This is a genomic window from Terriglobus sp. TAA 43 (assembly GCF_000800015.1).
In the GTDB taxonomy this organism is placed as follows: domain Bacteria; phylum Acidobacteriota; class Terriglobia; order Terriglobales; family Acidobacteriaceae; genus Terriglobus.
The window spans coordinates 35,879-62,697 of record NZ_JUGR01000004.1; the positions used below are offsets into that span (position 1 = coordinate 35,879).

The window sequence follows — 26,819 nt, forward strand, 5'->3', positions numbered from 1 at the left end:
AACAAACGTTAGATCGTGGTTCCTTGGGATTCAATTCGATATAGCGAGCACGGATCGAGTGGCGCTGAAAGACCATCGTCTCGATCTTCTTCTGAAATGCCGATCTCTTCGCGGCATATCTTTTGAAAACGAGGGAATTCAGAGAAGACATCCTCATATTCCGGATAAAGATACAGCACATCAATGGGACCCGAAAATTTGTCGCTCTGATGGATGATGCTGTCGAGCAAAGCCTTAAGAACCGGACCCTGGAATGGGTTGTAGAGGTAGATCAAAACTGGTCCTGCAAGAAGCTGAGGAAGCAAGGATGGGCCATCGCCACAGAGAATAGAGACATCCATGGGAATGCTTTCTCGTTCCCTCCACCGTTGCACGTTCTCACTTGCTATCTCAGCGAGATTTGGCTGCAGTTCGATTCCAAAGATATCCCGGAATCCGAATTGCGATGCCAGTAGAATAGCCCGACCTTTGCCGCAACCGACATCGATAAAGCGGTACTGGGAGGCTGTTCGCTGGGTCGTCCGTTGCCAGAGTTCGAACGCATTGGTAAGACGCGATGGTGGTACGCCGAAGTAAGCGGTAATAAATTGATCGTTCTGATGCCCAGAGTGGAGGTCTCGACCGTCTACCAAGCCACTGGTATCTACGCCGTACTTTATGTCAAAGTCATGTTTCGCCTTTACATTTGGCGGCTGAGGCTTACCTAAGAGCCTTCGAAGAGGCCTTTTGACGGCCTCCAATATTCGGCGTGTTGTCGTCGGAGCGGCGGCATCGCTGGTCTTCATGCGGTAGGTCTCCTCACAGCGATCATGTATGCGGTGACATGTACAACTTCAGAGCAAAGAGTTTTTCGTAACTCGACCTATTCTGTTACCGCGAGGCTACAACAGCCCTGTTCTTCTCGACGGAAGATATAGAGTTTTCGTTTCCTTCAATGGAGGTGGAGTCTATCTTTGGTTGTGGCACTTCACCTGGCAAGAGGCTCAGCGATCTATCGTTGCCTATTAGCATCGCCTTCAGACGATTTGAGTCGGGAAGCAGCTTTGCCCAGAGCCGACGGATGAAGCTGAGTCTATACGGGGAACGCATCCATAGAAGATCTGTCACGGTCTCTCGTTGGAAGGCGTTCTGTATCGAGTGTGCCGTGCTGCCATTGAACTGCAACCACTTACAGCCCATTGCAATTTCGTGTTCCGTTTGAAAGTACCGCATGGCGGTGCCGATCGAGATAGAACCGAGGTCAATGCGATTCATCTGCCAATCAATGATGGTCGTGTCACCATAGCGGCGACCTCCAAGCAGGGATAACCATTCCCCGTTCGCTGCGCGCAAGCCACCAACAAAACCTCCCAGAGTATGAGCGCTGTGATATCGCCAGGAGGAGACCCAATCGGGGACCGGGTAGGCGCACACCTGGTTTATCTCGATGAGATTTTCTTCGGATATGTCGCAGTCTGGATAGAAAACCGCACCGAACTCCTTGATTGCGCGCCGAGCAAAGTTGCGAAGATTTCGCCGGCTCCTGGAACCCATCGACGCGAGCGTTTCATCCAACGAGCCCAGCAGTGGCAATGTCCTCCGTAGATCGCGATGGAGGACTGTGATGGGTGGCATGCCCGCAATACGTTCTCCTGTGCCATCAGAACGTGCGACGAGATATACGGCGCGTGCCTGCTTTTGCATTAAGAATGCTGCGGCCTTGCCGGCTGCTGCCGACTGGAGTTCTGGAGCCGCGAGCACGGTGAGATCGCCGTCAGGGTCCATTGGAACGAATATGCCAAGACCTAATTGTTGCCAACGATATTCGAGAATAATTACCGCAGCCGAGAGTTCATTTTCCTGGTCATAGAGCAGGACTGCGTGGGGGATCTTATTCCCGAAGTATGGGACTGTAAGCAGGAAACGCAATCGCGCTTCAATGTTTTCTTGCCCGCATTGACGCCCAATCTCTTCGAGGCGATGTGCAGCGTTCAGCAGGTCAGAAGATCCTGAAATTAGAACGCAGGTCGAGAGTGGTGCGAACTCGGGATTCATAAAGATGGCACCACCACGATGACTTTCAGCAGCAGAACATCTATTTCGAACCAATCAGCCAGGATGGAGCTAGATCCATATATACGCCCCAAATCTGTGTCAAGCCATCAATTTACCGAGCAGCATTTCATCCAGGGATCAGGATGTCAACCGGCGTGTGATGTGACAAACGCCGGAATTGATTTGTTATTGACCGCGTTTTATCTGATGAATGCAAAGCGATATGAGGCGTCTGTACGGGCGGGGACTATCTAGGGCGCGAAGGTCTCGATACGCTCGAACCGCCGTTTCAGCCGGAGGAAGGGTGTTTCGAAATAGCGGTACGAGATTGCGGCGACACCGAAGGTCAGTAGCAATGTCAGGGCCGAGCCGGCCAGACCGTGTACATGCGACGTTACCGCTGCCAGGACTGGTAGGTGAAACACGTATAGGCCGTACGAGATTCTTCCGAAATAGATGAAAGGGCGCGGAGATGGCAGTTGCTGAAAGGCGACGATCAACAGTCCACATGCGATGGCTACAAGAGCGTAACCACTGCATAGTGATGCCGCAGAATCCGCTTTGCTCCCCATGCTTTTCAAGTGGAAATGGCCCGCGGCCAGCATCCACCCACCAATGCAGGCGGCCACAACAAAGAGGCTGACTGGGACGCTCCATCGCGGTAGCGATCGATCCGCAAGTGCCAGCAGAATCCCAGTTGCAAACATTTCGAATTGGACAAAACTGTTGAACCAGATACTGACGTCCGGGTCTGCTTGTATATGTGCCAGATGGATCAAGGTCAGGTTGGACAGAAGAATTAAGATGCATGCAATCACCAGCATGCCGCGCAGTCCAAAGAATCTGCAGGATGCGGGAAAGAAGAGGTAGAACTGCTCCTCAATGGAGATGCTCCACAGATGCGACATGAGGATGGCACCGGGAATTACAAGGTTTCCCGCGAACAGAAGAGCTGCAATGAACCAGGTTTTCTGTTCGTGCAACACACTATGATGGAACGCCCGAGCGACACCGATGGAAAGGCCTAACAGATAGAGTGGCCATATACGCAGAATGCGGCGGACATAGAAGGCGCCCATATTGATGGAGCCGGTGGCCTCATGTTCTCGAGTCAGCAGCAGAGTGATGAGGTATGCACTCAGGACGAAGAACAGGCACAGTCCAAAGCCCATGGAGTCAGCGAATGTTTCGCGAGCGCTCCCTGAACCTGTGCGGGGAATTGCGTGGTGGATAAACACCGCGAGGAAGGCGAAGAAACGAACGACATCCAGTTGAGGCCGGTAAAACGCAGCCGCAGTTTTACGCGAAACGCTGCCTATCTCAACCTGGTCTTCCTGGACTAGATAAAGCGGCACCGCAGACTCCTATGACTCAATCCAATGACTGGTGGCGATCAGGGTAACGGGTGGCCGCAAGTCTACGTCACATGCCGTCAGCACGCAATGAATTTATGTGCCACACTCTCGCCGGCACGGAACGGCCAGTTATTGGGCGAGCCAAAGCTATAATGAGGTCGCTTCTTTTGCGCATCCGGGTGATTGGTGAACATCCTTTCCTACGTCCACCTGCGGAACATCTATCGGTCTACCGGTGTTGGGCGAGTTTCCCGTGAGCTTACAGAACGCCTGCATGCAACACCCGATGTCAATCTGCACGTCCTTGCGGATCCTGCGGACCACGCTCGAGTGATCCCGCTCGTCGGGGACCTGTGGCAATCGTACCAATACCACTTCTTCAAATCAGACACCTCTGCCCAGCAGTTGCGATGGGTGCTGACGAATCGACCCGCCGCCGAGCATTACTGGAGCGAGGTTGATCTGGTTCATTGCACGGCGGAGTCGTATGTGCCGGTACGCAAAGCGCGTCTCGTCGTCACCTGCCATGACGCGCAGCATTTCGAAGCCGGGGCTCATCGTCAGAGCGTATGGCTGATGAAGCAGCGTTTGAAATGGCGTCTGCTATTCGCTCGGCTCGAACGAGAAGTGGATATGCTCCAGATGATTTCCCATTTTGCTGCGGAACGAACAGCTCATTTTTTTCCGAATCTGAGAGACCGATTGTGCGTCGTGCCAAACGCTGCGTCGGACAGCTTTTTTGCGCCTGCGGATGAAGAGGGAAAGGCGATCCTGCATCAGCTTGGGGTAGTGGGCAAGCCATTTGTACTCGTGCCAGGAGGCTTGCAGTTTCGAAAAAATGCTGACCTGATCCTTGATGCGTGGCCAGCTATCGCGGCGGCTGTTCCTGACGTTGTCCTCGTCGTCATCAATCACGTTGACGAGACTTACCTCCCTCGAGCGAAAGTGCTTGGAGACCGGTGTGTGTTAGCTGGCTTCCAGGAAGAGCGACAGCTCGTGGCCCTGTACCAGGCCGCAACACTGGTATGGTTTCCAACGCTCTACGATGGCTTCGGCATGCCGGTGATCGAGGCAATGGCGAGCGGTACTCCTGTCATCAGCAGTGACACAACCGGCATACCGGAAGTTGCAGGCAACGCAGGTGTGCTCCTATCACCTGCCGATGCGGAAGCACACGTCCAAACCATCGTCGAACTGCTTCGCGATGAAAGCGCGCGGGCGGCGCTGGTGGAGCGGGGGCGTGTGCGTGCCGCGGACTTTACCTGGGATAAGTCGACGGCGAAGCTTCTGGCGGCATTCCGGTCGATTGTTTAGCTATTCACGTCTCGCGACTTGATGAACTGGGCTGGAACACCAGCCACGATTGTGTAGGAAGCAACAGATTTTGTAACGACCGATCCAGCGGCAACAATCGCTCCATCTCCAATGGAAACGCCTTTCAAGATGATGCAGTTCGCGCCAATCCAAACGTCTGTGCCGACCTGGATCGGCGACGAAATCTCCTCTTGAAGCTTCATAAGTTTGCCGGCTTGAATGCCATGGTTGTGATCGATGAAGCGACAACCGCTTGCAATCAGGCAGTTCGCACCGATGGAGATACCCTGGATTGCATTGAATTCGCATCCGCTGCCGACAAAGGTGCCATCCCCAAGGGAAATCGCTATACCCGGAGCGTGTGCCCCGGCCGCGTTGAAGTAAATCCCATGCTCGAGGCTAACGCGGCTTCCCAATGAAACACGGTGAGGCCACGTGACGAATATCTGCGACAGTCGTGCGTCTGCACCGATCGTCATCCCGAGAGTCTTCCAATACAGCCTGCGTACTGCACTTAGTACCTTTGGCCGCCAGTGCATCCGCAAATGAAAGAGCAACTTTTGTGATAGCACGAAACCCAAGACATTATTCCTTCGGAACTAAGTATTTGGACACTCGCTTGCTACGTGGTTCGGTAGGTTGCAGAGAGGCTGAACACGCAAATTAAAACAGTACCCTTTTCAGAAGGCTCCATCCTTGTCAATTTGGAATCAAATCGAAAAACAAGATCGGAACTGCTCATGCATTCTCCCCTTCGGATCACCCGCATTCGTCGGGCCATATGCGTTTCGCTGCTTGCCGCTTCGACTCTATGTCATGCACAACTGCTTGTTACATACGGGACGAAAGGGATTGATCGCCTCACGTACAACGGTGTTGTCCTTGCCGACACGAGTCGCTTCCAGCAGGAACGAATCCACATCGGACACATGAAGGTTACCGACCGCTCCGGTCACGTACTTACGACGGACGGTTGGGGTGAGAGTAACCAAGGAACGAACTGGGATGCCGCGTCGAAAACTGAAACCTACAACTTCCGATGGGGAACAATCAAGATACAGTTCTCACAAAAATCTGATGCTTTAGAAATCAATATCAGCGAATGGAATCGTCCAAACTCAGGCGTGATTTTGGACGGAGCATCGGTCTACCCACTTGCCTTGCACTTCCCGACACTGCCCCGCGGGTTCGTGAACGCCAGTTACCCCCAAGGTGGTTCGAATACATCGGCACCTTCCGTTACAGTCGCCGACTTCGGAGCAGGTCAGGTCGTGGACGTCGCACCCGATGCATCGAAGCCTCTGTACAGCATGTTATGGCCGACGGGAACCGGAGACGCTGCATACTCTGTGTTGATAAGCACGACAACGCCAGATAACCTGCCGGAATTTCTCCCACGACACGACCGGCCCGTCTTGCCAGGACAAACAGATTCTTTCCGGATCGCACTGCGTTTTGCGTCGCGCGGGGTCGCAACGAATACGCTGGCAGCCGATGCCTACTCCAACTGGTCGTTACAGTATCCCGCGACAATGAAGTGGACAGACCGACGCGTCATCGGCACCGCATACCTTGCGACTTCGCCAACAGCAGATCAACCGGACAGTGCTGATGGAGCCAATCCTCGTCACTACCTCGGCGCAGGCATGGATCTTCGCACGCCCGAGGGCCAGAGGCTCTTTCAATCGCGCATTCTGACGAAGGCCGCAGAGATTGTGCGCAATCTTAAGAAGCTGAGTGCCCAGGGAGTGATCACCTGGGATATCGAGGGACAGCAATATCCCCACAATACAAGTTATGTCTGCGCTCCAGATCAGATTGCAAAGGCCGCTCCAGAGATGGAGTCGGTCATAACGGATACTGCATCACGTTATGTCGGCAAGAAACTGGATGACGCATACTTCAGCATCCTTCGCGATGCGGGATTCCGGGTCGGTGTGTGCGTTCGCCCACAACGGTTTACCTTGTTGCCGGGAGGCAGTGCACAGCAGGTGCAATTGAGTGCGAAAGACGCGGAAGCGGACATGCTACGCAAGATTCGGTATGCGCACGATCGATGGGGCGCAACGTTGTTTTACCTGGATAGCACCGTCGAGCAGAACGGCCGTCCCCTGGACGCGGCGATGTTTCAACGCCTGGCGGCGGCCTTTCCGGATAGCCTCCTTATACCGGAGCAAAGCACGCCCAGACATTACGCCTACACTGCTCCGTTTAAGTCGTTTCTGTTTCACAACGAGACCGCGACTGACGCTGACGTCAGAAGCTACTACCCGAATGCATTCAGTTGCATCCTTGTGAACGATGCTGAGGCCAAACGTTTGTTGCAATCACGAGCGGCACTGGTCGCCGCCGTTGCGGCAGGAGATATCCTTATGGCCCACGCTGACTATTGGGACCCTGCCAACACAAGTATTGTCACCATGTACGAAGGCGCTGGACGATCGCGCGGCGCGCAAGATCACGATGTCAAACGGTTACGCAGCAGTGTCAAAAACGCGACCGGAAGGGGCGGTAGTCCGGTCCCACTTATCGAGTCCTCGCTGCAAGCGGTCGAGGGCAGCCATCATGATGTTGTTGCCTCCCAATAGATTTGAACGGCTTACGCGAAGATAACCGCATTCGCCCACCGGCAGCGTCATCCACCAATCCCGCTCATCAACCTGTTCCTGCAGAACCGCTTCAAAGTAATGATTTCTGAAGTACATTTCTGCCGTTGCAAACTCCAGCTTCTGGCATGAGTTCTTTACTAAATTCCAGCAATCATCGATGTCCTTCAAATTTGAGAGAGCTATCTCCAGTTCCCTGACATAGATCTCTTCATCAACCTGTCTCCGCATATGTCGAGACGAAAGTACCTCGCGTGCGGCTCGGAACTCAACATAGTCCAGGTAGCGTATGGCGACAAATATCAGAATGGCGAACGTGGCGATGACAACAATCCTGAAACCTCGCGGTGTGACATACGCCAGGAATGACAGCAAGGACGTAACCGCGCATACGGCATACAACAGAAGTGCCGCCGTTCTTGGATGATGTCCACGATCCTGCATTACATGATGAATATGTCCATGGTCCGGTGAAAAAAGCGGTTTGTGTCGAAGGTAACGACGTGCGACAGCAATGCAAACGTCAAGCAAGGGAAGAGCCAGAATACTAATGGGAGCGAACATTCCTAATGTCGGGCCGTCATGGTGTTGCCATGTAAGCGAGATCGCTCCGAGCATAAAGCCGATCGTTAGACTGCCGCAGTCACCAAGGAAAATCGACGCGGGATTGAAGTTGTAGAACAGGAACGCAAGAAGGGCACCCGCCAAAGGCATGGTTGCCACAACCAGGCCAACATTGTGTTGGTACAAACCAACAGCAAGTGTGGCAAATGCGCCCATCAGGCCAACGCCCGATGCTAAGCCGTCCATTCCATCAATGAGATTGATGGCATTTGTGCACACGACCAGCCAAAACGTGCAGATGATAATACTCAGCCAGGGATGGGGAAATGTTCCGAAGGCGAAGCTTTCGGGAGCGTGAATGTAACCAAGAACAGAGGCGGTCACACATCCAACCACCTGTCCGAAAAGCTTGACCAACGGCGTGAGGTCAAACAGGTCGTCGAGTAGCCCCACAAGAAAGATCAGAGCGGCCGGTGGTAACAGTACCTGCAGCAGGCTGTGATGCTGGATATGGATCTTCTCCCCGTGAAGATCGATCATCAGCATGAGTCCAATCGTGCAACCGTAGGCAAGCATGATCGCAACGCCGCCGACTCGAGGCGTGGGCAGCGTGTGCTGCTTGCGTGTTTCGTCGGGTTTGTCCACAAGATTGAAACGCAGCGCGATGTTCCTGCACAAGGGTGTGAACAGGAAGCAGAGAACGAAGCTTACGACACCGAGCAGAAGCGCAAGAGACATACTTTCTCCTAGGGGACGGAGATGGGGGGTACCTGTTCCGCGTACGCGTTATTTGCAGTGCTGTGTTGGTAAGACGTGGTTCCTATAAGCTGATCGATGATGCGAGCCGTGCCGAGAGGTCGATCAAACTCTCGTTCCAGGGCCAGCCGGCCATTCTTCCCGGCTGCTGAAATTTCGTCAGGATGTTCGGCCAGATGTTTAAGAAGGTTAACTAATCCCTCGACAGCGCCGTTGTCTATGTGCCATCCGCAGGCGTGACGGCGCACAATCGATGCTGGAGTCGCAGCTCCCGGACCCACAAACAAAATGGGACGACCAGCCGCGAGCAGGCCGTAGACTTTGCTGGGAACGACAGATCCACAGCAGGCCTCTCTTTGCGTCACGATGCCTATGTCGCCCGCGCTCAGGCTGGAACCAAGCTCGGCTCTCGGAACGTATCCTCGCAGTTCTACAGAGGCGATGTTTTCGGCTTGCAGGAATGATGCAAGCTCAGCGCGCCGCGAACCACCTCCAAGAAAGAGAAAACGAAAGCGTGCATCCTCGCGCAGCTTACGGATGGCTCCGATCAGGGTCTCCACGTCGTGTGCAAGTCCCAGGTTTCCTGAGTAGACCAGAAGCAGGGAATTGCCATCTGCCTTGCGTGCAGCTACAGCGATCTGTGTGCTATCAGCCCAATTCTGTACAACGGCGATCGCTTCGTTCGGGGTACCGCGGGCAAGCAAACGAGTACGCATGCATTCACCAAGCACAATGACCGAATCCGCATTTCTTCGGGACCAGTCCGCCACCACGCCTATAGCCCGATGACTTATTCCACCGACCTTGATGTAGCCAAGGTCAACGGCAACATCCGGATATACGTCCATCTCCCAGATACAGAAACGTGATCCCCTAAACATCTTGAGAAGTGTTCCCACCACGGAAAGAAGCGGAGGAGTGGTTAGGGTGAGTACAGTGTCGGGCTTAGGAACGCGGAATGCTTTCCACGTAGCGCCAATGTAAAAGGAGGCATACGAGAGCATGCGGCCAGCCGTAGACCGTGAAAAGTGAAAACCTCGTATCTGATGAATAACAACATCAGGTTTGGATTCCGGGTCTGTCTCGGCGTACGTTCCACCGCAAATAACATGTACTTCGTGACCAAGCACAACAAGGTCGCGCGCCACATCTGTTAACAGCTGGCTGGTCGCAGCGCTATCAGGCCAGAAGAACTGGTTCATCAAGAGCACTCTCATCCGGCAACCTCCTCCAGCACGCCGTTGCGCACAGGTTGTTCGCGGATCGTGCGATTGCGCACAAACATAGCTGGATTTCCTGCATAAATTTGCCAGCTTGGGATGCTCTTGCTGACAACACTTCCAGCGCCAGCTACAGCACCTTCATCGAGGATGACTCCGGGTAGAACTACGCTTCGAGCACCTGCCCATGCGCTATTACTCAATGTGACGGGAGCTACCATCAAGCCAAAATATGGATCGCGCCAGTCATGATTGCCAGTGCAGATATACACATCCTGAGAGAGGCAGACGTTGTTGCCTAACGTCACCGTTGTGAGATTGTCGATCCATGCACGTTCTCCGATCCAGCAGTGATCTCCAATTCGCAAATGCCACGGATACTTCACAACCACTTCGGAGTGGATGACGACGCCTTCTCCGACACAGGCTCCAAAGGTTCTCAGTAATATGGCGCGGAATCGTGACGATGGAAGTAGCGGAGAACGAAATAGCGGAAGTCCCACTAACATCCACGCTGCACGCCACAGGAAGGAGCGACCTGGTTCGTACCACGAATTGTCATATGACTTCAGATCAATGTGCTGACTCATACGACATCCTCGAGAAACTCGACACGGTCTGGACGGGGGCCACCATTGATCCATTGATAGAGCTGGCCCATGCAATCGGTAACTCTCTTCCAGCTGAAGTTCTGCTGGGCAAGGGCCTCTGCACGTGCGCTCATCACGGCGTATGTTTCATGCGAAATATTCAACGCAGCCGTTAGAGTCCGCGCTATGTCATCCACATCCGTCTTAACCTGCCATCCGGCACCGGCCTCCGTAACCTGCGGGAGATTGCATTGCTCGGAGATGATGACGGGCAAGCCGCAACCGAGTGCTTCCAGGGTCGCAACACTCAAGCCCTCGGAATGAGAGGGAAGTACGAAGTAGTCAGAGGCAGCAAGAGCACTCCACTTCGCAGAGCCTTTCAACATGTCGGTAAACAGAACGCGCGAGGAGATCTTCAACTCAACTGAAAGCCGCGCTACCTTGGCCACAGTTCCCTCTGAATCAGGTCCAGCTATGACCAGCACCACGTCTGGATGCTGGTCGGAGATCTTTGCCCACGCGTGCAGTAGGAGGTCCACTCCTTTTTTGTAATGAACGCGCCCCAGAAAAAGCAGGACACGCTTCCCTTTGATTCGAGGGAAACGAGCGCGGAAGAGAGAGGCGTCACAGCTTGCAGGGATGTCGATGCCGTTTGGGATAATTGCGATTGATCCCTTGAAGCCGAATCTTCTACAGTCCAGGGCTTCTGCGCGAGTCAATGCATGGACACAGGCCGCGCCGTCCAGATTCCGCCGTTCAAACAGCGCGGTGTAAACCAGTTTCTTACGGCGCTTATTCGCAAGCGCCCAAGGTTCCAGCATGCCGTGCGGGGAGATGACATACGGTGTCCGAGTGCGCCGTGCTACCAGGCATGCCGCAAGCGTACTTGCCTCCCACAAACCGTGGATATGAACTCCAATCGATCCTTTTACCGTGGTCTGGAAGCGACTGCGAAGATCGCTGTCAGTGAGCCATTTCGATCGGTTCGGCGGCCATAGTGTGAATGGGACATCAGAATGTAACTCGCGAATTTCTTCTGGCGAACTGAAGGAAGCGATACGCGCGTCATAACCCTCGCGTCTACGTAACTCCTCCGCAAGTTTTGGCACAGCAGCGCTCATACCGCCGAACCGAGGATCGACATGTGACAACACCTGCAACCACAGGCCTTTTGTTGTCGTCTCCTCCGTTGTTGGATTCGGAGCGATTGACACGCGTTCCATGGTCCGCATCGCTTAATCTCCGTTGATCCTGGTGGCCGCGCTCATGATGGTCACCACCTTCGCACTGCGTTCCGGACTGCGCGCAGATCCATCGGCGATGCCTACGATCTGCTGGCCGAAGTTTTGTGGTGTGTAGCGTTCGATGAGTGTGAGTGAAACCTGCCCCATGCGGTTTCGCTCTTGTTCGGAATAAGAGGACATCAGCAACAGTTGGTCAGTAAGAATGTCGGGATTCGACGGATCAAAGACAAAGCCATTTTGTCCGGGGCGAACCAGATCCTCCGAGCATCCACAACGTTTGGAAACAATGACCGGAAGATTGGCAGCCATTGCTTCATTCACAACAAGACCCCAGGGTTCGCGACTGCTCGGTAGAACGAACGTTGATGCAAAGGCGTATACAGGTAATAGCTCTCGCGCACTGCGGTGTCCAAGAAAGCAAACGCGATTTTTGTAGACGCTTGTTTCCAGGCGTTCCTTCAAGGCTGGACCATCTGGACCATCTCCCGCTATGACGAGTGACCACTTACCGCCGCAACTGCAATAGGCAAGCCAGGCATCCAGCAGACCGATAACATTCTTTTCAGGAGCCAGACGACCAACGAAGAGAAAGTAGTGATTGGGAAGTCCATGCTGTAACGGAGAAGAGTTCAGACGGATGTCTGACACTGATTCCTGAATGTGCCTGTTTCCAACCACATCGTAAAAGTGCACGATGCGCCGCTGCGAAAATCCAAGTTGTAACAGGTAGCGGTCATGCGCTGCTCCACCTGTCACCGCCCAATCAAACAACGAGCGAATCAGTAGAGACTTAAACTTCTCGCGCCATTCGTGGCGCACATGATCCGTCGCGGTGGTTTCGGTCATCAGCACGCTAATGCGTCCAGTTGTTTTGCACCATATCGCCGCGGCAATTGCAGGCACCGTGTAATATCCCGGAATCAAGACAAGCTTAGGTCCCAACTTCGAAAGCCGCCGAACCAACGCAATCGACAGGGAAACTTTACTGGCATCATGCCAACCCTTCGTGCTGCACAGAGTTTCGACAGGAAGCCCCTGAACACCTTCGCGAAAGTTGTAGCCCTTGTGAACACCTACTCCACCCACAAGCTCAATGCCGTGAACTTCTCCGTTTACACCGAATGCAGCCTGCAGCCCTTTGAATCGAGCCACGTGGTACGAATACCAGTCGATCCAGATGACGACAGCGCGGCATTTGCTAGCGTCGAATGCTTCAGCTTTCGTTTGCATGGCTGACCTCGAAATCCCGGGTGTTCTGTACAGTTCGCAAACGAAGGAAATGAACTACGGCGAAGTCGTTTCGCTTGTTCAGATGTTTCGCGGCGTGTGTTTCTGCATAGCGCCAAAGCATCCAGCTTGGAATTGATAAAAGAAGCGTTCGAAAGATAACGGCTTCCATGGTTTGCATTACGAGATAAATGGAGATGGCGTTAAGAATGATTGCCTGGCTTATCCAATAGCCGCCTTGGGTGACACTTTTCTTCCACACCCAGCCGTAGAACCATCCCAGGACGCCCATAAAGGGAACAGCGAACCACCAGACTTCAACCCAAAGGTCGGCCACGATTCCCGGAGCGGAGCCGTCTGCTCCCTTCCAGCCCAGGGCATCACCAAATCCTTCTCCCGTGCCGGCATTGTGCAGCAATTCAGGGATGCCAAAGTCCTCGTATTTATTGGGCCAAATCGCACTGGGAATTGGCCGCACCAGAATTTGCGCAAGGTAACGGCGCATCCAGAAGTAGTGTTCGCGCCGTTCGGAACTTAGTACTGTACCGCCGCCGTAAATCCACTCGTTACCTGTGTCCGGCGCTTCAACAATGTTGCTAACATCCGTTTTTACATCCAAATTCGAACCGATATAAATTGAGCTTCGGTTTGTTACGAGAAACAAAACAAGCCAGCCAAGGCAGACGCCGCCCACAGCCAACGCTACGACGGGAGGTCGCTTCTTCCGATTCACGTACCAACTCATGAAAACAAAGACTGCCAACTCGAAAGTCGGACCTCGTCTCGCCATGAGAACGGCAGAAGCCAACCACGGCACTCCAAATATCACCAACATGCAGTACGCGGGTATGCGAGGACCATTCGCACTCCGCGACAGTAGGGCCGTCATCACACCCAGCAGCAGAAGGAGGCTGCCATCGCGGATGTAGCCGCTATCGTCCCATCCCCCGGCATACGACGTGCTAAAGGCGTTAACGAAGCCGCCAACGTTGACAATGGTGATCGCCCAGCAAAGCAGACCTATCGAGCCAGAGATGAATCCGCCAAAGAGTAGACGCCTGGCGACGGTACGCGACGGCCTTCGCTCGATGTTTCTCCGGGGCACGGATCGCACACCCACAGACAAGCAACAGCCAACAAATGCCATCACGCCCAGCAGGTTCAGGGTACCGATGAACAGCAGTTGGTTACTGTCGAAGAAGCGCGATAGGCCGTCATTCTCGTAAAGTTTCCACGGCATCCACGTGTATAGAAATGCCATCATGGGACCGATGAGCACGAGCGGATGAAAAATGTCGTGGCTTCCATCCAACGCGCAGATGGTGCCGATGAGAGCAATTGCGCCGGTGGCAACGAGAAGAGCGACAAACATTATGCTGCCTCCTCGTATGCTGCATTGCTGGCCATAACGTCACGTACGCAGCGCACAACGCCTTCATGAAACCTCGACCACGGAAAGGTCTCTGCACATGACCGTGCCGCCAGTCGCATGGCTAATAATTCCTCGCGGTGGGTTAATGACCATGCAAGGCGCTCAGCGATTTGTTCGGGACTGCGTGGATCGACAACAAAACCCTCCACGCCGTTGTGAATAAGATCTGGCGCCGCGGTGTTGGTTGTGGACAGCACAGGAAGTCCACATGCAAGCGCCTCAAGCAATACTTGTCCAAAGCCTTCAGCAACGGATGGAAGCACGAACAAGTCTGCATCCTGATACGCCTTCACCAACTCTTCGGAACTTACGGATGCGCGAACTGTTACGCGGCGTGCTTCCTGCTTGAACAGCTCAAGACCATCAAGGACGCGACCGCAGACCGTAAGTTCGATTGGCGCATCAGGAAGGAGAGCGAGAGCCTCTAAGAGATACTTAATGCCCTTTCGTTGATTGATACGACCGACGAACAACAGACGTAGTGGTTTCGAGACATCACGCTTCAATGTGAGATCGGGCCGAAATTTCTCAAGGTCAATACCGTATTGCACTACCCGTACGGAATTCGCCTTTACGCCATGCATCAGCAGACTGCGTTTTGTGAACGAAGAAGCCGCCAGAGAAGTATGCGGCATCGTTGTTTCACGTACCAGTCGTTCGAAGTCCTCCGAGGGAAGATTTAGTTCCCATTCCTGTTGAAGCGAGTGAGCGCAATCAGGATGTGCCTCTAACTCAGCTTGCAACAAGGAGCGCATCGTTTCCGGATGAGGGTGCAGTTGAAATAAGATTCCTGCTCGTCCAGCAGCCCGAAACGCATCGAATGCGTAATAGCTATAGCTCAGCAGCTCCGCACCACGACGCGCAGCCGTATTGCCTGCGAGATGCCCCAGACGAGCGTCTGCCTTCCGCGTGAGCCAACGCCGCACATTGAAGGGCACAAAGCGGGCTTTATCCAAAAGAAAACCGCCGATGCCTGCACTGAGACATGTCTTGACTTGCGACTTCGGTAAGCCCGGCGCGCTGCGCTGCCTTAGAATCGCAAGCACCCGCTGCGGCAACAATGCAGCCAACATGCGACCGTACGTGGTCTCTTCAGACCAGAAGAAATCGGTGACCAGGCATTCCAACAATCCTGCTTTTGATAGTGCCAGTGCCACCTGATAGCGGTCTCGTGCGCCGTTATGTACAACGACGACTTTGCCAGATCTGACGCTGCTCGGCTCTACAGGGCCAGGAGTGATGGAGGAGGTCTTCATTGCCTGCCTCCTGCGGTGAAGAGAGGGAGGCGACGTAGGGAAAACAGGATTCGCTGGCGAAGACTTTGCAGCATCGCCTGGCTGGGTAGGCAGGCATGTTTCTTGCCGAGTCGGTACAGCAACACTGTGCAAATTACGACGATGCACAGCATCAGCAAGGACAAGGAAGCGCTGTTCGATGGGTGTGCGACCCGGATCGCGCTTAGTAGTGAAAGAAAGACAATCCCAGCAGTGCTCATGACGAACATCGAAAACATGCCAGGGGGAAGGCGATCGTGGCGTGAAAGTGCAATCAGCACTAACAATGCGATCAGAATATGTGCCGCAAGAAAGACTGCCATGGCCTCAGCAGCGTTGCCCCCATGCAACATAAGGGCCGTTCCGAGAAGCGCAGTCGTTATCGCCCATACTGTATTGAGTACAGCCGTCAGACGAATCGAAACAACGCTGAGGCGGGCTGACGGTGGTGCGTTTCCCATTTGAATGACTGCTACTCCCACCGCAATGCTGACCGCGAGTGCAGCGTTCGCGTAGACCGGCCCATACATCAGTCGCAAGAGAAGTGGAGCAATCACCATAGTGATCGCAGCCACTGCGAAGCTCACGCTCGTTGAGGCAAAAGTGCATACCATCATTACGCGTTGGGCCGTACCCGTTCCTTCGCCGGGTGTGGCCATCGCAGAGAAACTGCCCTCCGTTAATAGTGAGGGGATTAAGCCAATCAGGTTTCTTAGCTGGCTTGCGATGGAGAAGAAGCTGATTTGTACGAGAGTCGAGTCACCACGCGCCACCAGAGCGGTAACCCACCATCCTGCAACGTTTGCGCTAACGAGTCCCGAAAGTTGCACCAGGCCGTAGCTCCACACCTCACGCATCAGGGGGAAGAATGCGATGCCTCCCTGATGACCGGTAGGGGGTTGCAGGTGCAGCCGTGCCGCCATCACGCAGCACAAAAGAACAGCGCCGACGGTCACCGCTCCATGCGATGCCACCATGCTCTTGGCGTTCCCGGTCATGGCCATGGCTGGAATCAGTGCAAGCATGCCAAGTCCGACGAGCAGTGAGAGAACCGCAAGCGCGACCAGGCGTTGTTGCCCGACAAAGAATCCGCGTGCGCATTCCAGCAACACCATGCCCGCTGCAGTGATGCCCGCAATACGCAACAGCCCTGCCAGGTCAGCCCGATGCAAGAGAGTTGCGATAGGCGATGCGCCCAACGACAGTGCCAGTGCTGCCAAAGCAGCAGAGCAGAGTGAGATGGTAGCCATCACCTGCGCGAAGACACGATAGCTGCCGCCATCGTATGGATACTTTCCTGAAAAGCGTGTTGCAGTCGTGCCAATTCCGCCCGCCGCGTATACCGAAATGTTGTTTGCGGTCGTGATGCCTACCGAGTAAGCGCCGAAGGTTGCAGGTCCAGCAAAGCGCACTGCAAGTACGTTCGCTAGGAACGTCGCTCCACGCTCAATGAAGACTGCGGCGCTCAATATAGAAACGCCTTTTACGACGTGTTTCGCGACCTCCGCAGGAATCCCTTTGCGCGCTGCCGTAGGCAACGGCGTGAGCAGCTCTTCGCTAAGAAGGGGTTCCTCTGCGAGCGCATTCGGCATTAAGTAGTCGCCTCGCGATCTGCGCCTGTTCCGCTGTATTCGTAATAGCCTTTGTAGTACTGTCGCTGGCCTTCGCGCTTCGGATCGAAATCGTTCAGAATGCTGCCGGCGATCGTTACACGGTCACGCAGCAACATGTTGCGCACCGTGACGGCATTCGCTCGCTTGGTGACGCCTGAACGGAATACCAGTATGGTGCGGCTGGCGTGACCCGCGAGGATGCGCGCATCTGAGATGTGCAGCACCGGTGGTGAGTCAATCAGAACTACATCGAACGCATTGGATAGTTTTCCAAACAAAACATCCAATTGCGCGGAGTGAAGCAGGTCAGAGATGGATGCCTTACCGGTGCCGGACGGAATGAGAAAGAGGTTCTCGTAACTGGTTTGCTTACAGAACTGGTCCAGCTGCTCCTCGTGAGCTGCTACGCCATCGATCAACAGGTTCCTTAGTCCCTTGTTGTTGTCCACGCCGAGCATTTCATGTAAGCGTGGTTTACGAAGATCGCCATCTACCAGGGCTACACGTAGCTTTGCTTTGCTGAGAGCAATGCCAAGATTCGTTACAACTGTGGTTTTGCCTTCGCTTGCCTCTGGCGATGTGACAACAAAGACACGGGACCGTCGATCTGGTTGTGAGAGCAAAACCGAGAACGTGGTGTTCCGATATGCTTCCGCCACAAGTGCCTCATCCCGCCACACAGTACTGGTACCGCGAGGTGTAGCTCCGGTGCGAAGAGGCGCGAGAGAGAGGGAGAGCGCGTCCTGGAGAGCTGGTTTGTTGCGCGCAGCGAGTTCGAGTTCGGCGTGCGGCGAAGGAATCACGCCGAGTTCGTCCAATTTAATGAACCTGCCGATGTCACCGGGCAAGCGTAGCCGAGGTACTTGCCGTTCCAGAAAGAAGGCGATTGCGAGGCCGACGATAAGGCCGAGAAGCGCTCCAAAGACGGCGTTCATTCCACGCTGTGGATAGATGGAGAACTTGGGAATCCGTGCGGCATCGACGATGCGAATCGTAGACGCAGGCACGGCCGATGCAAAGCCGGCTTCCTTGGCACGCTGCAACAGCGTCTGATAGAGCTGCTGTTCCGATTGCACCTCACGCCGCAGTATTTCGATTTCGGAACTCTTCTCCAGGGTGGACGATACAGTGCCTTCCAGTGTGTGATAACTCGCTCCTAAGAGGTCTTCGCGATGTTTCGCAGCCTGGAATGCTTCCTGCAGTTTCGAGGTCGTGACACTTTTCTCATGTTCCATCGACCGCTGCGTCTCCGCGATCTGAGCATGCAAATGGATCATTTTAGGATTAGCGTCCGTGAGGTTTGACAAAGCCGCTTCCTGCGCCTGGAGGTCGGATAAGTGCGACTTCAGGGCCATGTAAGCTGGGCTATCTGGAGAGGCATCGGCAGAGCCGTCGCGCATCTCGGCCAGCTCCGCCTGTTTTTGCATGCGATCCGCCTGCGCTCGCACTAATTCCGTTTGTAACTCGTGCAGACGTTGTTCGCCCATAGCGTCGGCAGGGGAATTGAGAAGAAGGCCATTGCCACCAGTGGCAATCTCCAAGCGGTGTTGCGACTCTTCGGCCTTCTGTCGAATATCTGCAGCCTGTCGGACAAGCCAATCGCTGATGTGTTTGGCCTGCGTTCCCCTGCTTTCGAGATCGATCTCTTGAAACTCTGAAATCAGAGCATTGCAGTAACGTGCAGCGAACGCGGCATCCCAGGAGCCGCAGGTCACCTCGATTAACTGCGATATGCCAACAGGTTTAACCTTTACGTTTTTGGCCGTGTCCTCAATGAGATCGTCATAGGGGATCTCGCTGCCGGATCGCAGATGAAGCGCTCGTAACAAGCGTGATAGCAAATCGTTCTGCATGACAAGGTCAGGATGGCTCTCCCCCTTGAAAAGCGTCTGCACTCGTTCGGAAAGTGCCTCACTACTAAGTAACTTGATCTGTGTCTGGAGAAGTATGTCGCTTGGTAAAGTCGCGGTGGGCGCGACATTTTTAGCATCCATGAAGTCACTATTCATGGGCTGGATCTCAACGGAGGTACGCGCCTGGTACAGGGGCTGAGTCGTCAGGTGCAGAAGTATGCTGAGCGTTACTCCCGCAAGCATGATGCCAGCGATGAGCCAACGATGGCGCAATACCGTCTGAAGATACTCCGCCGGCATACTCGGTTGATGATGTTCCTCCGACTGAGAGTCGGGCGAATATGGATCATCCTCGGAATTGTGCCAGGAAAGGTCGCGGTTATGTTGCGACCTAAGACGTGTTTCGATTCCGCCTTCGCTGCGTCGTAGTTTCAAGTCTTCCCCCCGCCGCACACCCATGATTGAGAAAGCCAATCAGCGGTAAATCAGGACCCCGGTTGTGACCTGCAGGATCGCTTCTGCAGTTCTCCGCGCGCCGGACTTAACCGCGCTGTTGGGCACGAAGAGAATGTCATCTGCGAATAACATCGGATCGGCTTGCTTGCCGGCCAGTATCTGGCTGATGTTGACCGGAATTTCCTGTCGTTTCTCGCCGTTTGGGTTCACCAGGCGCAGGATCTTGGCATCCTGACTGCGAGCATTGGGAGACAAGCCTTCCGCAAGCGCCAACGCTTCAACCAGGGAAATGCTGCCACTGGAACGAAGCGGAAAGCCGCCAGCACGGTGTACGTTGCCGATCACATACACGAGGCTTCCCTTCGGAATCGAGACGATATCGCCTGCTCGAAGCGGAATGTTATTTTCAGGGGACTTGGACGCTAGAAGATCATCCAGAGACAAAGCGATGCTCGAATGACCGTCGGGCGTTACGATGGCACCCGGTAGCGGTAGTACACCAGACTTAGCATCTCTCGTAAGGATGACCTTGGGACCGGCGTCCGGCCGTATTCCACCTGCCTTCGTGATGGCAGAGACCACTGTTAGAGTCCCGGTAATTTGCTGCACGCTCGGCGAATTTACTTCACCCACCACCGATACCGTCCTGCTCTGGCTGCTGAGCACCGACACAGTGATCACGGGTTGGCGGACATATTTTGAGTAGCGCTCGATCAATCTGGCACGTAATCCGGCGATGGTCAGTCCATCTACCGGTACCAGGCCGACAAGGGGAAGATCGAGATTTCCGTCGGAAGCAATGCGGACATTGAGGTTACGGACCTCGTCCAGATCATCGACATTGACCTGAATTTGGTCTCCACTTGCGACGATCTCGGTGTTGCCATCGACTTTGCTGGTCTGATCAGCGGGAGGAGATGACTGTGGCGTAGAAGATTGACCCCATGCGCACATGGTCGTTGCAAGAATCCAGCTCACAAGAGAAGCGGCTCTCATAACGGACCTTGGGTCGGAATACGGCTTGATCAGCCCGCGTTCGACTATCTTGGGGATTGAAGTCCAGCCTGGGCAGGCAAATTGGGACAAGCAAGCGTTCGACCAATTGGTGCAGCGGCGCCAATAAACGACTCAATAGTTACGAAGTTCGATCAGGTCAACAGGAAAAACTGTCACGTTTTGCACAGCGCCATTTTTGTCCACTGTGCGATGAAAGTTAGAGAAAATGATCAAGAACGTTAATATGCAAGCTTTTGCATGATTTATGCAAAAGCTTGCATATTATTACCCTTTACTGTCCGGTATTGGTCATTACAAAAATGACGACAGTAACGGGCGTCGTGTATGTCCGCCCAGGAAGTCGCGCTGTTCATAGAATGCGTGCAAGGCCATCGGAGTCCGTTCTTATCAAAATCCCAAAACGAGGCAGGAAACTATCCGCTGTCACGGAGCAGGAAACCTATTTCTGCTTCAGACGGAACGGGAAGGTGGTAATCGAAATCGGCTCGATCCCAGGCGCTTAGGTGGGTTTGTTGGGTGAGGGGTGATGCAAACGAAAGATGCTCCACGAGCTGTACCTCTTAGGTCGGCGCGTGGAGCATAAATTTATGGTGCACCCGAGAAGATTCGAACTTCTGACCTACAGCTTCGGAGGCTGCCGCTCTATCCAGCTGAGCTACGGGTGCTCGAGTGCTAGTGTACTATCCCGCGGGCTGAGCGGCTTCTTTCTTCTTGCGGATCTCTTCCATGGAGGAGCCGATGAGTTCCTTGGCGTCGTTGATGCCACGCATGACGGCTTGAATGTCCAGCGCGGGAACCGTTGGATTGCGGTTTGAGGTGCAGTAGACGCCGTGCTGGCCCACGAGGGCCAGCGCGTCTGTCAGTACGTCCATGGCAACGGCCAAACGGCCACGCTCGACGCCCATCATGAACTCGTACTTTTCGAGTTCGTCTTTGTGATCCCAAAAGGCGGACATGGTTACCACTCCTTAGCGGCTGTGTCGGCCTCCACATCTTCCGGTGGGCCTTGCCAGCGGAGGATGGGCTTGCGGGCTGCGGCGGTTTCATCGAGGCGGCGGATGCGCGTAGTGTGCGGTGCAGTCTTTACCAGCTCAGGATTCTCAGCGGCTTCGCGTGCGATCTGCTGCAGCGCGTCGATCAGAAGGTCGAGTTCCTCGCGCGATTCGCTTTCGGTGGGCTCGATCATCATGGCGCCGCTCACGATCAGTGGGAAGCTAACCGTGTAGGCGTGGAAGCCGTAATCGATGAGACGCTTGCCCATGTCGCCAGTCTTAACGCCATTCTTCGCCTGCAGCTTGTCGCTGAACACAACCTCGTGCATTGACTTGGTCTTGTAGGGTAGATCGAAGACACCTTCAAGCTTGGCGCGGATGTAGTTCGCGTTGAGCACGGCATCTTCCGTGGTTAGGCGCAGACCGTCCGGACCATTGGCGAGCGTATAGGCGAGTGCGCGCACGAACATGCCGAAGTTGCCGTAGAACATGCGAACGCGACCGACGGTGTGCGGACGGTTGTATTCGAATGTGAGCGTGCCGTCTGCCTTCTCAACGACGATTGGCGCAGGCAGGAAGGGCTCAAGAATCGCCTTGCATGCAACCGGACCAGAGCCTGGGCCACCGCCCCCATGCGGAGTGGAGAAGGTCTTGTGCAGGTTCAGATGCATCACGTCAACGTCGAAGTCGCCGGGGCGAGTCTTGCCCACGAGCGCATTCATATTCGCACCGTCCATATAGAGCAACGCGCCCTTGGCATGGAGGATGTCCGCGATCTCCTTGATCTGCGATTCGAAGACGCCGATGGTCGAAGGGTTTGTGAGCATGAGCGCAGCGGTGTCTTCATCCACGGCGCGGCGCAGTTCGTCGAGGTCCACGCCACCATCGGCGTTCGACTTGAGGTTCTGGATCTGATAGCCGACGACGGCTGCTGTGGCAGGGTTCGTGCCGTGAGCGGAGTCGGGGATTAGTACCTTCTTGCGGGCGTTACCCTTGCTCTCGTGGTACGCGCGGATCATCAGGATGCCGGTGAATTCACCGTGTGCTCCGGCTGCGGGCTGCAGCGTGATGGCGTCCATACCGGTGATTTCAATGAGGCAGTCCTGCAACTGCTTCATAATGCCGAGCGTGCCCTGTGAGAGCGATTCCGGCTGGTAGGGATGCGCTTCCGCAATGCCTTCCAGGCGTGCAACGGCTTCGTTCACGCGACCGTTGTACTTCATGGTGCAGGAGCCGAGCGGGAACATGCCAAGGTCAATCGCGTAGTTCCACGTGGACAAACGGGTGAAGTGGCGAACGATTTCGATTTCGCTCAGCTCCGGCATCGAACCCAGGTTGTCCGTGCGGACTGCATCGCCGAGCAGGGATGCGGCATCGATTGCAGGAACATCAAGTGCATCGAGGCGATATGCCTTTTTGCCGGGCGAGCTCTTCTCAAAGATCAGGCCTTCGTTCTGGTTGACATGCGTGGTGGCCTTGCGCGGCGTACCAACAAAAGGTGTGTCTGCCATTAGGTGTCCCTCGAATCGTTTGCGGCGTGTGCGCTGGTCGCTTCACACGCAACGGGAAAGTTGACGGAGTTGGCGATAAAACAAAGTTCGTGCGCGCGATGATGCAGCGCGTCAGCTTGTGTAAGGTCGTGTCCTGCGGCGATGGTCACCTGCGGATGCAGCGTGACGGAGGTAAAGTGTCCGGAGCCGTCAGGATTCAACTGCATGGTGCCTTCGGCATTGTCGCTGTACGCAATGACGGAGATGCCTGCGTCGGCACACAGATGCAGATAGCTGAGCATGTGGCATGAGGACAACGACGCGAGCAACATATCCTCGGGGTTCCATTTGCTGGCTTCCCCGCGGAACGTCGCATCGGACGAGCCTGCGATAAGAGGCTTGCCCGACGCGCTCAGATCGTAAGAACGTGCGTAGTCGCGATACGACGAAGTGCCGGTGCCGCGATTGCCCGTCCAGGCGATGCTCGTGTTGTAGTGATGTTCGTTCTTCATAGATTGCCTAGAAGTCGAAAACCTCGCCGTCAATATTGCGGAACGAGCCAGCATCGGCGGCGTCCCGGTCCTCGTCCCGTAGGCTCAACGCCAACAGGGTGCCATTCTCAAACTCCACGGTGAGTGCCGTGTCGTCGTGGAACTGTGACTCGCTGACTGTTTCACCAATCAATGAGCACAGCGCATCGCGATAACCTGCCTGACCATGGCCCACGGAGATGCCATCGGCGTCCGCGACTTCAGGCCAGATGTACAACGTCAGCAAAGCGTCGTCCGCGAAGCGAAGTTGCAGGTGCTTCTCTACAAATTCCACGGCATACAGCTCTTCACCGTGCAGGCTGCTTAAATCCATGTTTTGTCCCGCTATACCTTTGCCAACGCTGTGGCAGCTGTATCGATGTCCTGACGCGTAGTGAGTTCCGTAGCGCACCACAGCGATGCGTTTTCACCGAGTTCGGGATACCACTTCGACAGAGGCAGACCGCCAATGATCTTCTCTTCCAGCAGTGCTGTGTTGGTAGTGTCTGCGGACTTCGGTGTGGTGACGACGAACTCGTTGAAGCGCGGTGCACCTGCAAATAGCAGCTTTGCTCCGTTCTTCTCCAGCGACTGCGCAGTGAAGTGTGCTTTGGCCAGGTTCTGCTCGGCGAGTTCCTGCAGGCCCTTGCCGTAGACGGTGAGGAAGACCGTGACCATCAGCGCGACGAGCGACTGGTTGGTGCAGATGTTGCTGGTGGCCTTCTCCCGGCGGATATGCTGTTCGCGCGTGGAGAGCGTCAACACAAAGCCACGATCGCCATTCTGGTCGACAGTTTGACCGCAGAGACGTCCGGGCATCTGGCGCAGGAACTTTTCCTTCGCTGCGATGACGCCGCAGTACGGGCCACCATAGCCCACGGGAACACCAAAGCTCTGCGCTTCCATGGAGACGATGTCGGCTTCCTTGGGCGGCTTCACGATGCCTAGCGAGACAGCCTCTGCAATGGAGACGATGAGCAGAGCACCCTTCGCGTGTGCGATTTCCGCGATCTTGGCAACGTCTTCAATGGTGCCGAAGAAGTTGGGCGATTGGATGAGCACGCAGGCGGTGTCGCTGGTGATGGCAGCATCCAGAGCGGTATAGTCCACGCGACCATCGGCGGTGTAACCCACTTCGGTCTGCGGGATACCTTGGTGCTGCGCGTACGTCGCGAGCACTTCGCGGTACTCGGGATGCACTGTACGTGCGATGACAGCGCCGTTACGACCGGTGACGCGCACGGCCATCATCACGGCTTCTGCTGCGCCCGTGCTGCCGTCGTACATGGAGGCGTTGGCCAAATCCATGCCGGTCAGTTCGCAGATCATGGTCTGGAACTCAAAGAGTGCCTGCAACGTGCCCTGCGCGATTTCTGGCTGATAGGGCGTGTAGCTGGTGAGGAATTCGCCGCGCGAAACGACTGTGTCAATCAGCACGGGGCGATAGTGGCGATAGGCTCCCGCGCCCAGGAACGACGCATATCCAGTGGCGTTCTGGTTGGCGAAGACCTTGAACGCTTCAATGACTTCGTGCTCAGAGTGCTGGCGGGGAACGTTCAGATCGCGCGTCAGGCGAAATTCTGCGGGGACGGAATCGAACAGGTCGTCGATGGAAGCCGCGCCAATCTCCTGGAGCATGGCGGCCCGGTCGGCGGGCGACTTAGGAAGGTAACGCATGGGAATGTTGCCTCGTCTGGTGTGGGTGCGGAGGGGCGGTGAGCAGAAAGTTCGCGGGCCGCTGCTAAGACGCTGCGGCCCCTTTCGAACAGAACTCGTTTAGTGCGTTTCTTCAGCTACGAAAGCTTCGTATGCAGCAGCGTCAAGAAGGCCGTCCAATTCGGATGCGTCCTTCAGTGTGAGCTTGATGAGCCAGGTGTTGTTCGCGTCTTCATTAATCTTTTCGGGTGCATTGGCAAGCTCTTCGTTTGCCGCGGTCACGGTGCCGGAAACGGGGGCATATACGTCGCTGACAGCCTTTACGCTTTCCACTGAACCGAAGGACGCCTTCTGGGTCAGTTCCGTCCCTGTTTTGGGCAGGTCTACGAAAACAATGTCGCCAAGCAGGCTTTGCGCGTGTTCGGTGATGCCCACGGTGGCTTCGTTGCCGTTGGCCTCAATCCACTCGTGTTCCTTGGTGTAGCGGTAGTTTGCCGGATAGCTCATGGCTTTGATTTTAAAGCCGCGACAACGCTCTGAGAGCGAATATCGCCGGGAAATTGGCTAACGTTAGCTTCCAAGTTTGGGTGAGCCTGCCTCGTCCGGGTGCGATGCCGTTTCGTTCGATGGTTGCGGCTGTACTTTCCAGTCGCCCACGGCAAACGCGGTGGCGGTGCGAGGCAGCTTGGCGCGTCCTCGGGTGAGGAAGTCTGCCGCGATGACGCCCGTGACCTCAGGTTGAAGAATGGCCAGTGGAATGAGGTATTTCTTACTCTTCACCAGCGATTCCGAGACGCCGTCGATATTCCTGCTGCGGGGCATATCACCGGGGACCTGGTGCATTTCGAAGGTTGTTGGATGAAGTTCAGGGTGTTTTTCCCCGAACTTCACCAGCGATTTGGCCGCCCCTTTGGGGGTTGTCATGCCGAAGTCGCCGAAGACGTTGCGATGAATGGCGCCGGGGTAATACGTGTTCAGCACCACGCGCGAGAAATCGGCGCAGTTGTGGAAAAACAGGTTGAAATGGCCTACGTTGCGCTTGTCGTTGAAGATAGCGATGAAACGGTCGTCCTGCTCCTGTGTGGAATGCACGGCGAAGCCAAAGATGGTGCGATCAAACAAAGAGCCGACAAGTTGTGGCCACTCACCACCAGGAGCATTGCCGTTCTTATCAGGAGGGGCCAGTTCCTGGAGATGCGCGCGCCAGTAAGCATCGCGAAGCTGCTGCACTTGTTCTTTGGTGACGCTGGCCGGGATTTGTGACGGATGCTCGACCCCATACAGGTAGGGGACGAGCGGCATGGCGATCCAGTCCTGATGGTGGATCTTGTGATACCTGCTGATGACCGAACCGTATTCACCGGGGCGGCAGCGGCGTAGCTGCGTGGGCGTCTCTGCGCAGATATCGCTGAGGAAGACCGCTGCATGGCCTGTCGGGTTGTACTTGCCGAACTCTCCGTAAGGCTGTTCCATGAGCAATGCAACGTCAGCGTGTGAAACCACGGAACAGGAGAGCGCAAAGAGAAGAGAAATGGCGGCAAAGAGACGTCGAATCATCGCAATGAAACGAGAATATCTTGCCGCCAGCAATCTTCA

The 26,819-nt window shown here is 55.0% G+C and carries 24 protein-coding genes and 1 tRNA gene; 3 read left to right on the forward strand and 22 right to left on the reverse strand.

The features are described from left to right. Positions 1 to 8 precede the first annotated feature (8 nt). The 3 genes from M504_RS19415 to M504_RS19425 form a co-directional block, all read right to left on the reverse strand. Positions 9 to 785, reverse strand: a complete 777-nt coding sequence (locus tag M504_RS19415; RefSeq protein ID WP_052201089.1) for a methyltransferase domain-containing protein — start codon at positions 783 to 785, stop codon at positions 9 to 11. Positions 786 to 870: 85 nt separating this feature from the next. Next, complete coding sequence (locus M504_RS19420; RefSeq protein ID WP_047497525.1) at positions 871 to 2,034, reverse strand: hypothetical protein; 1,164 nt, start codon at positions 2,032 to 2,034, stop codon at positions 871 to 873. 251 nt (positions 2,035 to 2,285) lie between these two features. Beyond that, a complete protein-coding gene (locus tag M504_RS19425; protein ID WP_047497528.1) occupies positions 2,286 to 3,389 on the reverse strand; it encodes an acyltransferase in 1,104 nt (367 codons plus the stop codon). Between the two features lie 186 nt (positions 3,390 to 3,575). On the opposite strand from M504_RS19425, the gene M504_RS21590 reads away from it, so the two are divergent. Further along, positions 3,576 to 4,703, forward strand: coding sequence for a glycosyltransferase family 1 protein (locus M504_RS21590; protein ID WP_198137715.1), 1,128 nt, complete (start codon positions 3,576 to 3,578; stop codon positions 4,701 to 4,703). On the opposite strand, the gene M504_RS22675 is transcribed toward M504_RS21590, so the two are convergent. After that, a complete protein-coding gene (locus tag M504_RS22675) occupies positions 4,700 to 5,182 on the reverse strand; it encodes an acyltransferase (RefSeq protein WP_052201091.1) in 483 nt (160 codons plus the stop codon). The genes M504_RS21590 and M504_RS22675 overlap by 4 nt on opposite strands. Before the next feature lie 261 nt (positions 5,183 to 5,443). On the opposite strand from M504_RS22675, the gene M504_RS22185 reads away from it, so the two are divergent. Further along, the gene (locus M504_RS22185; protein ID WP_156994052.1) at positions 5,444 to 7,291 is read left to right on the forward strand and encodes a hypothetical protein; all 1,848 of its coding nucleotides are present in this window, start codon (positions 5,444 to 5,446) and stop codon (positions 7,289 to 7,291) included. Here the strand turns inward: M504_RS22185 and M504_RS21930 are convergent. Then, positions 7,178 to 8,413 carry an MraY family glycosyltransferase gene (locus tag M504_RS21930; RefSeq protein WP_198137716.1) on the reverse strand — a complete coding sequence of 412 codons (1,236 nt, stop codon included), beginning with the start codon at positions 8,411 to 8,413 and terminating at the stop codon, positions 7,178 to 7,180. The genes M504_RS22185 and M504_RS21930 overlap by 114 nt on opposite strands. On the opposite strand from M504_RS21930, the gene M504_RS22410 reads away from it, so the two are divergent. Then, positions 8,399 to 8,623: a hypothetical protein gene (locus M504_RS22410; protein ID WP_198137717.1), complete on the forward strand. Its 225-nt coding sequence runs from the start codon at positions 8,399 to 8,401 to the stop codon at positions 8,621 to 8,623. The two genes, M504_RS21930 and M504_RS22410, sit on opposite strands and share 15 nt — an antisense overlap. Here M504_RS22410 and M504_RS19450 read toward each other — a convergent pair. From M504_RS19450 to M504_RS19530, 17 genes are all read right to left on the reverse strand, one after another. Beyond that, positions 8,620 to 9,846 (reverse strand): glycosyltransferase family 4 protein, encoded by a 1,227-nt coding sequence (locus M504_RS19450; protein WP_047497537.1) that lies wholly within the window; start codon positions 9,844 to 9,846, stop codon positions 8,620 to 8,622. The genes M504_RS22410 and M504_RS19450 overlap by 4 nt on opposite strands. Next, positions 9,843 to 10,439, reverse strand: a complete 597-nt coding sequence (locus tag M504_RS19455; RefSeq protein WP_052201092.1) for a WcaF family extracellular polysaccharide biosynthesis acetyltransferase — start codon at positions 10,437 to 10,439, stop codon at positions 9,843 to 9,845. The genes M504_RS19450 and M504_RS19455 overlap by 4 nt, the downstream gene beginning before the upstream one ends. Next, entirely contained in the window at positions 10,436 to 11,671 is a 1,236-nt protein-coding gene (locus tag M504_RS21595) for a glycosyltransferase (protein WP_052201093.1), read from the reverse strand. Before M504_RS21595 ends, M504_RS19455 begins: the two co-directional genes overlap by 4 nt. A 3-nt stretch (positions 11,672 to 11,674) precedes the next feature. Then, positions 11,675 to 12,913 (reverse strand): glycosyltransferase, encoded by a 1,239-nt coding sequence (locus tag M504_RS21600; RefSeq protein ID WP_052201094.1) that lies wholly within the window; start codon positions 12,911 to 12,913, stop codon positions 11,675 to 11,677. Further along, on the reverse strand, positions 12,897 to 14,282 hold the full coding sequence (locus tag M504_RS21605; protein WP_052201095.1) for an O-antigen polymerase: 1,386 nt from the start codon (positions 14,280 to 14,282) through the stop codon (positions 12,897 to 12,899). Before M504_RS21605 ends, M504_RS21600 begins: the two co-directional genes overlap by 17 nt. After that, positions 14,282 to 15,598: a glycosyltransferase family 4 protein gene (locus tag M504_RS21610; protein WP_052201096.1), complete on the reverse strand. Its 1,317-nt coding sequence runs from the start codon at positions 15,596 to 15,598 to the stop codon at positions 14,282 to 14,284. Before M504_RS21610 ends, M504_RS21605 begins: the two co-directional genes overlap by 1 nt. Next, positions 15,595 to 17,208 carry a lipopolysaccharide biosynthesis protein gene (locus tag M504_RS19480; RefSeq protein ID WP_047497539.1) on the reverse strand — a complete coding sequence of 538 codons (1,614 nt, stop codon included), beginning with the start codon at positions 17,206 to 17,208 and terminating at the stop codon, positions 15,595 to 15,597. The genes M504_RS21610 and M504_RS19480 overlap by 4 nt, the downstream gene beginning before the upstream one ends. Beyond that, entirely contained in the window at positions 17,208 to 19,517 is a 2,310-nt protein-coding gene (locus M504_RS19485) for a polysaccharide biosynthesis tyrosine autokinase (RefSeq protein ID WP_198137718.1), read from the reverse strand. Before M504_RS19485 ends, M504_RS19480 begins: the two co-directional genes overlap by 1 nt. Before the next feature lie 39 nt (positions 19,518 to 19,556). Next, on the reverse strand, positions 19,557 to 20,516 hold the full coding sequence (locus tag M504_RS19490; protein ID WP_198137719.1) for a polysaccharide biosynthesis/export family protein: 960 nt from the start codon (positions 20,514 to 20,516) through the stop codon (positions 19,557 to 19,559). 627 nt (positions 20,517 to 21,143) lie between these two features. Then, positions 21,144 to 21,220, reverse strand: a tRNA-Arg gene (locus M504_RS19495). A 15-nt stretch (positions 21,221 to 21,235) separates the two neighbouring features. Next, positions 21,236 to 21,511 carry a hypothetical protein gene (locus tag M504_RS19500; RefSeq protein ID WP_047497549.1) on the reverse strand — a complete coding sequence of 92 codons (276 nt, stop codon included), beginning with the start codon at positions 21,509 to 21,511 and terminating at the stop codon, positions 21,236 to 21,238. A gap of 2 nt (positions 21,512 to 21,513) precedes the next feature. Beyond that, positions 21,514 to 23,058: an aminomethyl-transferring glycine dehydrogenase subunit GcvPB gene (gene gcvPB, locus M504_RS19505; RefSeq protein WP_047497552.1), complete on the reverse strand. Its 1,545-nt coding sequence runs from the start codon at positions 23,056 to 23,058 to the stop codon at positions 21,514 to 21,516. Beyond that, positions 23,058 to 23,549 (reverse strand): OsmC family protein, encoded by a 492-nt coding sequence (locus M504_RS19510; RefSeq protein ID WP_047497554.1) that lies wholly within the window; start codon positions 23,547 to 23,549, stop codon positions 23,058 to 23,060. Before M504_RS19510 ends, gcvPB begins: the two co-directional genes overlap by 1 nt. A 7-nt stretch (positions 23,550 to 23,556) precedes the next feature. Continuing rightward, entirely contained in the window at positions 23,557 to 23,901 is a 345-nt protein-coding gene (locus M504_RS19515; RefSeq protein ID WP_047497557.1) for a hypothetical protein, read from the reverse strand. A gap of 11 nt (positions 23,902 to 23,912) precedes the next feature. Then, positions 23,913 to 25,244: an aminomethyl-transferring glycine dehydrogenase subunit GcvPA gene (gcvPA, locus tag M504_RS19520; protein ID WP_047497560.1), complete on the reverse strand. Its 1,332-nt coding sequence runs from the start codon at positions 25,242 to 25,244 to the stop codon at positions 23,913 to 23,915. Positions 25,245 to 25,343: 99 nt separating this feature from the next. After that, positions 25,344 to 25,730 (reverse strand): glycine cleavage system protein GcvH, encoded by a 387-nt coding sequence (gene gcvH / locus M504_RS19525; RefSeq protein WP_047497563.1) that lies wholly within the window; start codon positions 25,728 to 25,730, stop codon positions 25,344 to 25,346. 63 nt (positions 25,731 to 25,793) lie between these two features. Next, complete coding sequence (locus M504_RS19530; protein ID WP_156994056.1) at positions 25,794 to 26,780, reverse strand: hypothetical protein; 987 nt, start codon at positions 26,778 to 26,780, stop codon at positions 25,794 to 25,796. Positions 26,781 to 26,819: the final 39 nt, after the last annotated feature.

Excerpts from the sequence above, each read along its gene's own strand:
- M504_RS19415 (WP_052201089.1), bottom strand. The coding sequence starts at position 785 with ATGAAGACCAGCGATGCCGCCGCTCCGACGACAACACGCCGAATATTG.
- M504_RS19420 (WP_047497525.1), bottom strand. The coding sequence starts at position 2,034 with ATGAATCCCGAGTTCGCACCACTCTCGACCTGCGTTCTAATTTCAGGA.
- M504_RS22675 (WP_052201091.1), bottom strand. The coding sequence starts at position 5,182 with ATGACGATCGGTGCAGACGCACGACTGTCGCAGATATTCGTCACGTGG.
- M504_RS22185 (WP_156994052.1), top strand. The coding sequence starts at position 5,444 with ATGCATTCTCCCCTTCGGATCACCCGCATTCGTCGGGCCATATGCGTT.
- M504_RS21930 (WP_198137716.1), bottom strand. The coding sequence starts at position 8,413 with ATGATCGATCTTCACGGGGAGAAGATCCATATCCAGCATCACAGCCTG.
- M504_RS19450 (WP_047497537.1), bottom strand. The coding sequence starts at position 9,846 with ATGAGAGTGCTCTTGATGAACCAGTTCTTCTGGCCTGATAGCGCTGCG.
- M504_RS19455 (WP_052201092.1), bottom strand. The coding sequence starts at position 10,439 with ATGAGTCAGCACATTGATCTGAAGTCATATGACAATTCGTGGTACGAA.
- M504_RS21595 (WP_052201093.1), bottom strand. The coding sequence starts at position 11,671 with ATGCGGACCATGGAACGCGTGTCAATCGCTCCGAATCCAACAACGGAG.
- M504_RS21600 (WP_052201094.1), bottom strand. The coding sequence starts at position 12,913 with ATGCAAACGAAAGCTGAAGCATTCGACGCTAGCAAATGCCGCGCTGTC.
- M504_RS21605 (WP_052201095.1), bottom strand. The coding sequence starts at position 14,282 with ATGTTTGTCGCTCTTCTCGTTGCCACCGGCGCAATTGCTCTCATCGGC.
- M504_RS21610 (WP_052201096.1), bottom strand. The coding sequence starts at position 15,598 with ATGAAGACCTCCTCCATCACTCCTGGCCCTGTAGAGCCGAGCAGCGTC.
- M504_RS19480 (WP_047497539.1), bottom strand. The coding sequence starts at position 17,208 with ATGCCGAATGCGCTCGCAGAGGAACCCCTTCTTAGCGAAGAGCTGCTC.
- M504_RS19500 (WP_047497549.1), bottom strand. The coding sequence starts at position 21,511 with ATGTCCGCCTTTTGGGATCACAAAGACGAACTCGAAAAGTACGAGTTC.
- gcvPB (WP_047497552.1), bottom strand. The coding sequence starts at position 23,058 with ATGGCAGACACACCTTTTGTTGGTACGCCGCGCAAGGCCACCACGCAT.
- M504_RS19510 (WP_047497554.1), bottom strand. The coding sequence starts at position 23,549 with ATGAAGAACGAACATCACTACAACACGAGCATCGCCTGGACGGGCAAT.
- M504_RS19515 (WP_047497557.1), bottom strand. The coding sequence starts at position 23,901 with ATGGATTTAAGCAGCCTGCACGGTGAAGAGCTGTATGCCGTGGAATTT.
- gcvPA (WP_047497560.1), bottom strand. The coding sequence starts at position 25,244 with ATGCGTTACCTTCCTAAGTCGCCCGCCGACCGGGCCGCCATGCTCCAG.
- gcvH (WP_047497563.1), bottom strand. The coding sequence starts at position 25,730 with ATGAGCTATCCGGCAAACTACCGCTACACCAAGGAACACGAGTGGATT.
- M504_RS19530 (WP_156994056.1), bottom strand. The coding sequence starts at position 26,780 with ATGATTCGACGTCTCTTTGCCGCCATTTCTCTTCTCTTTGCGCTCTCC.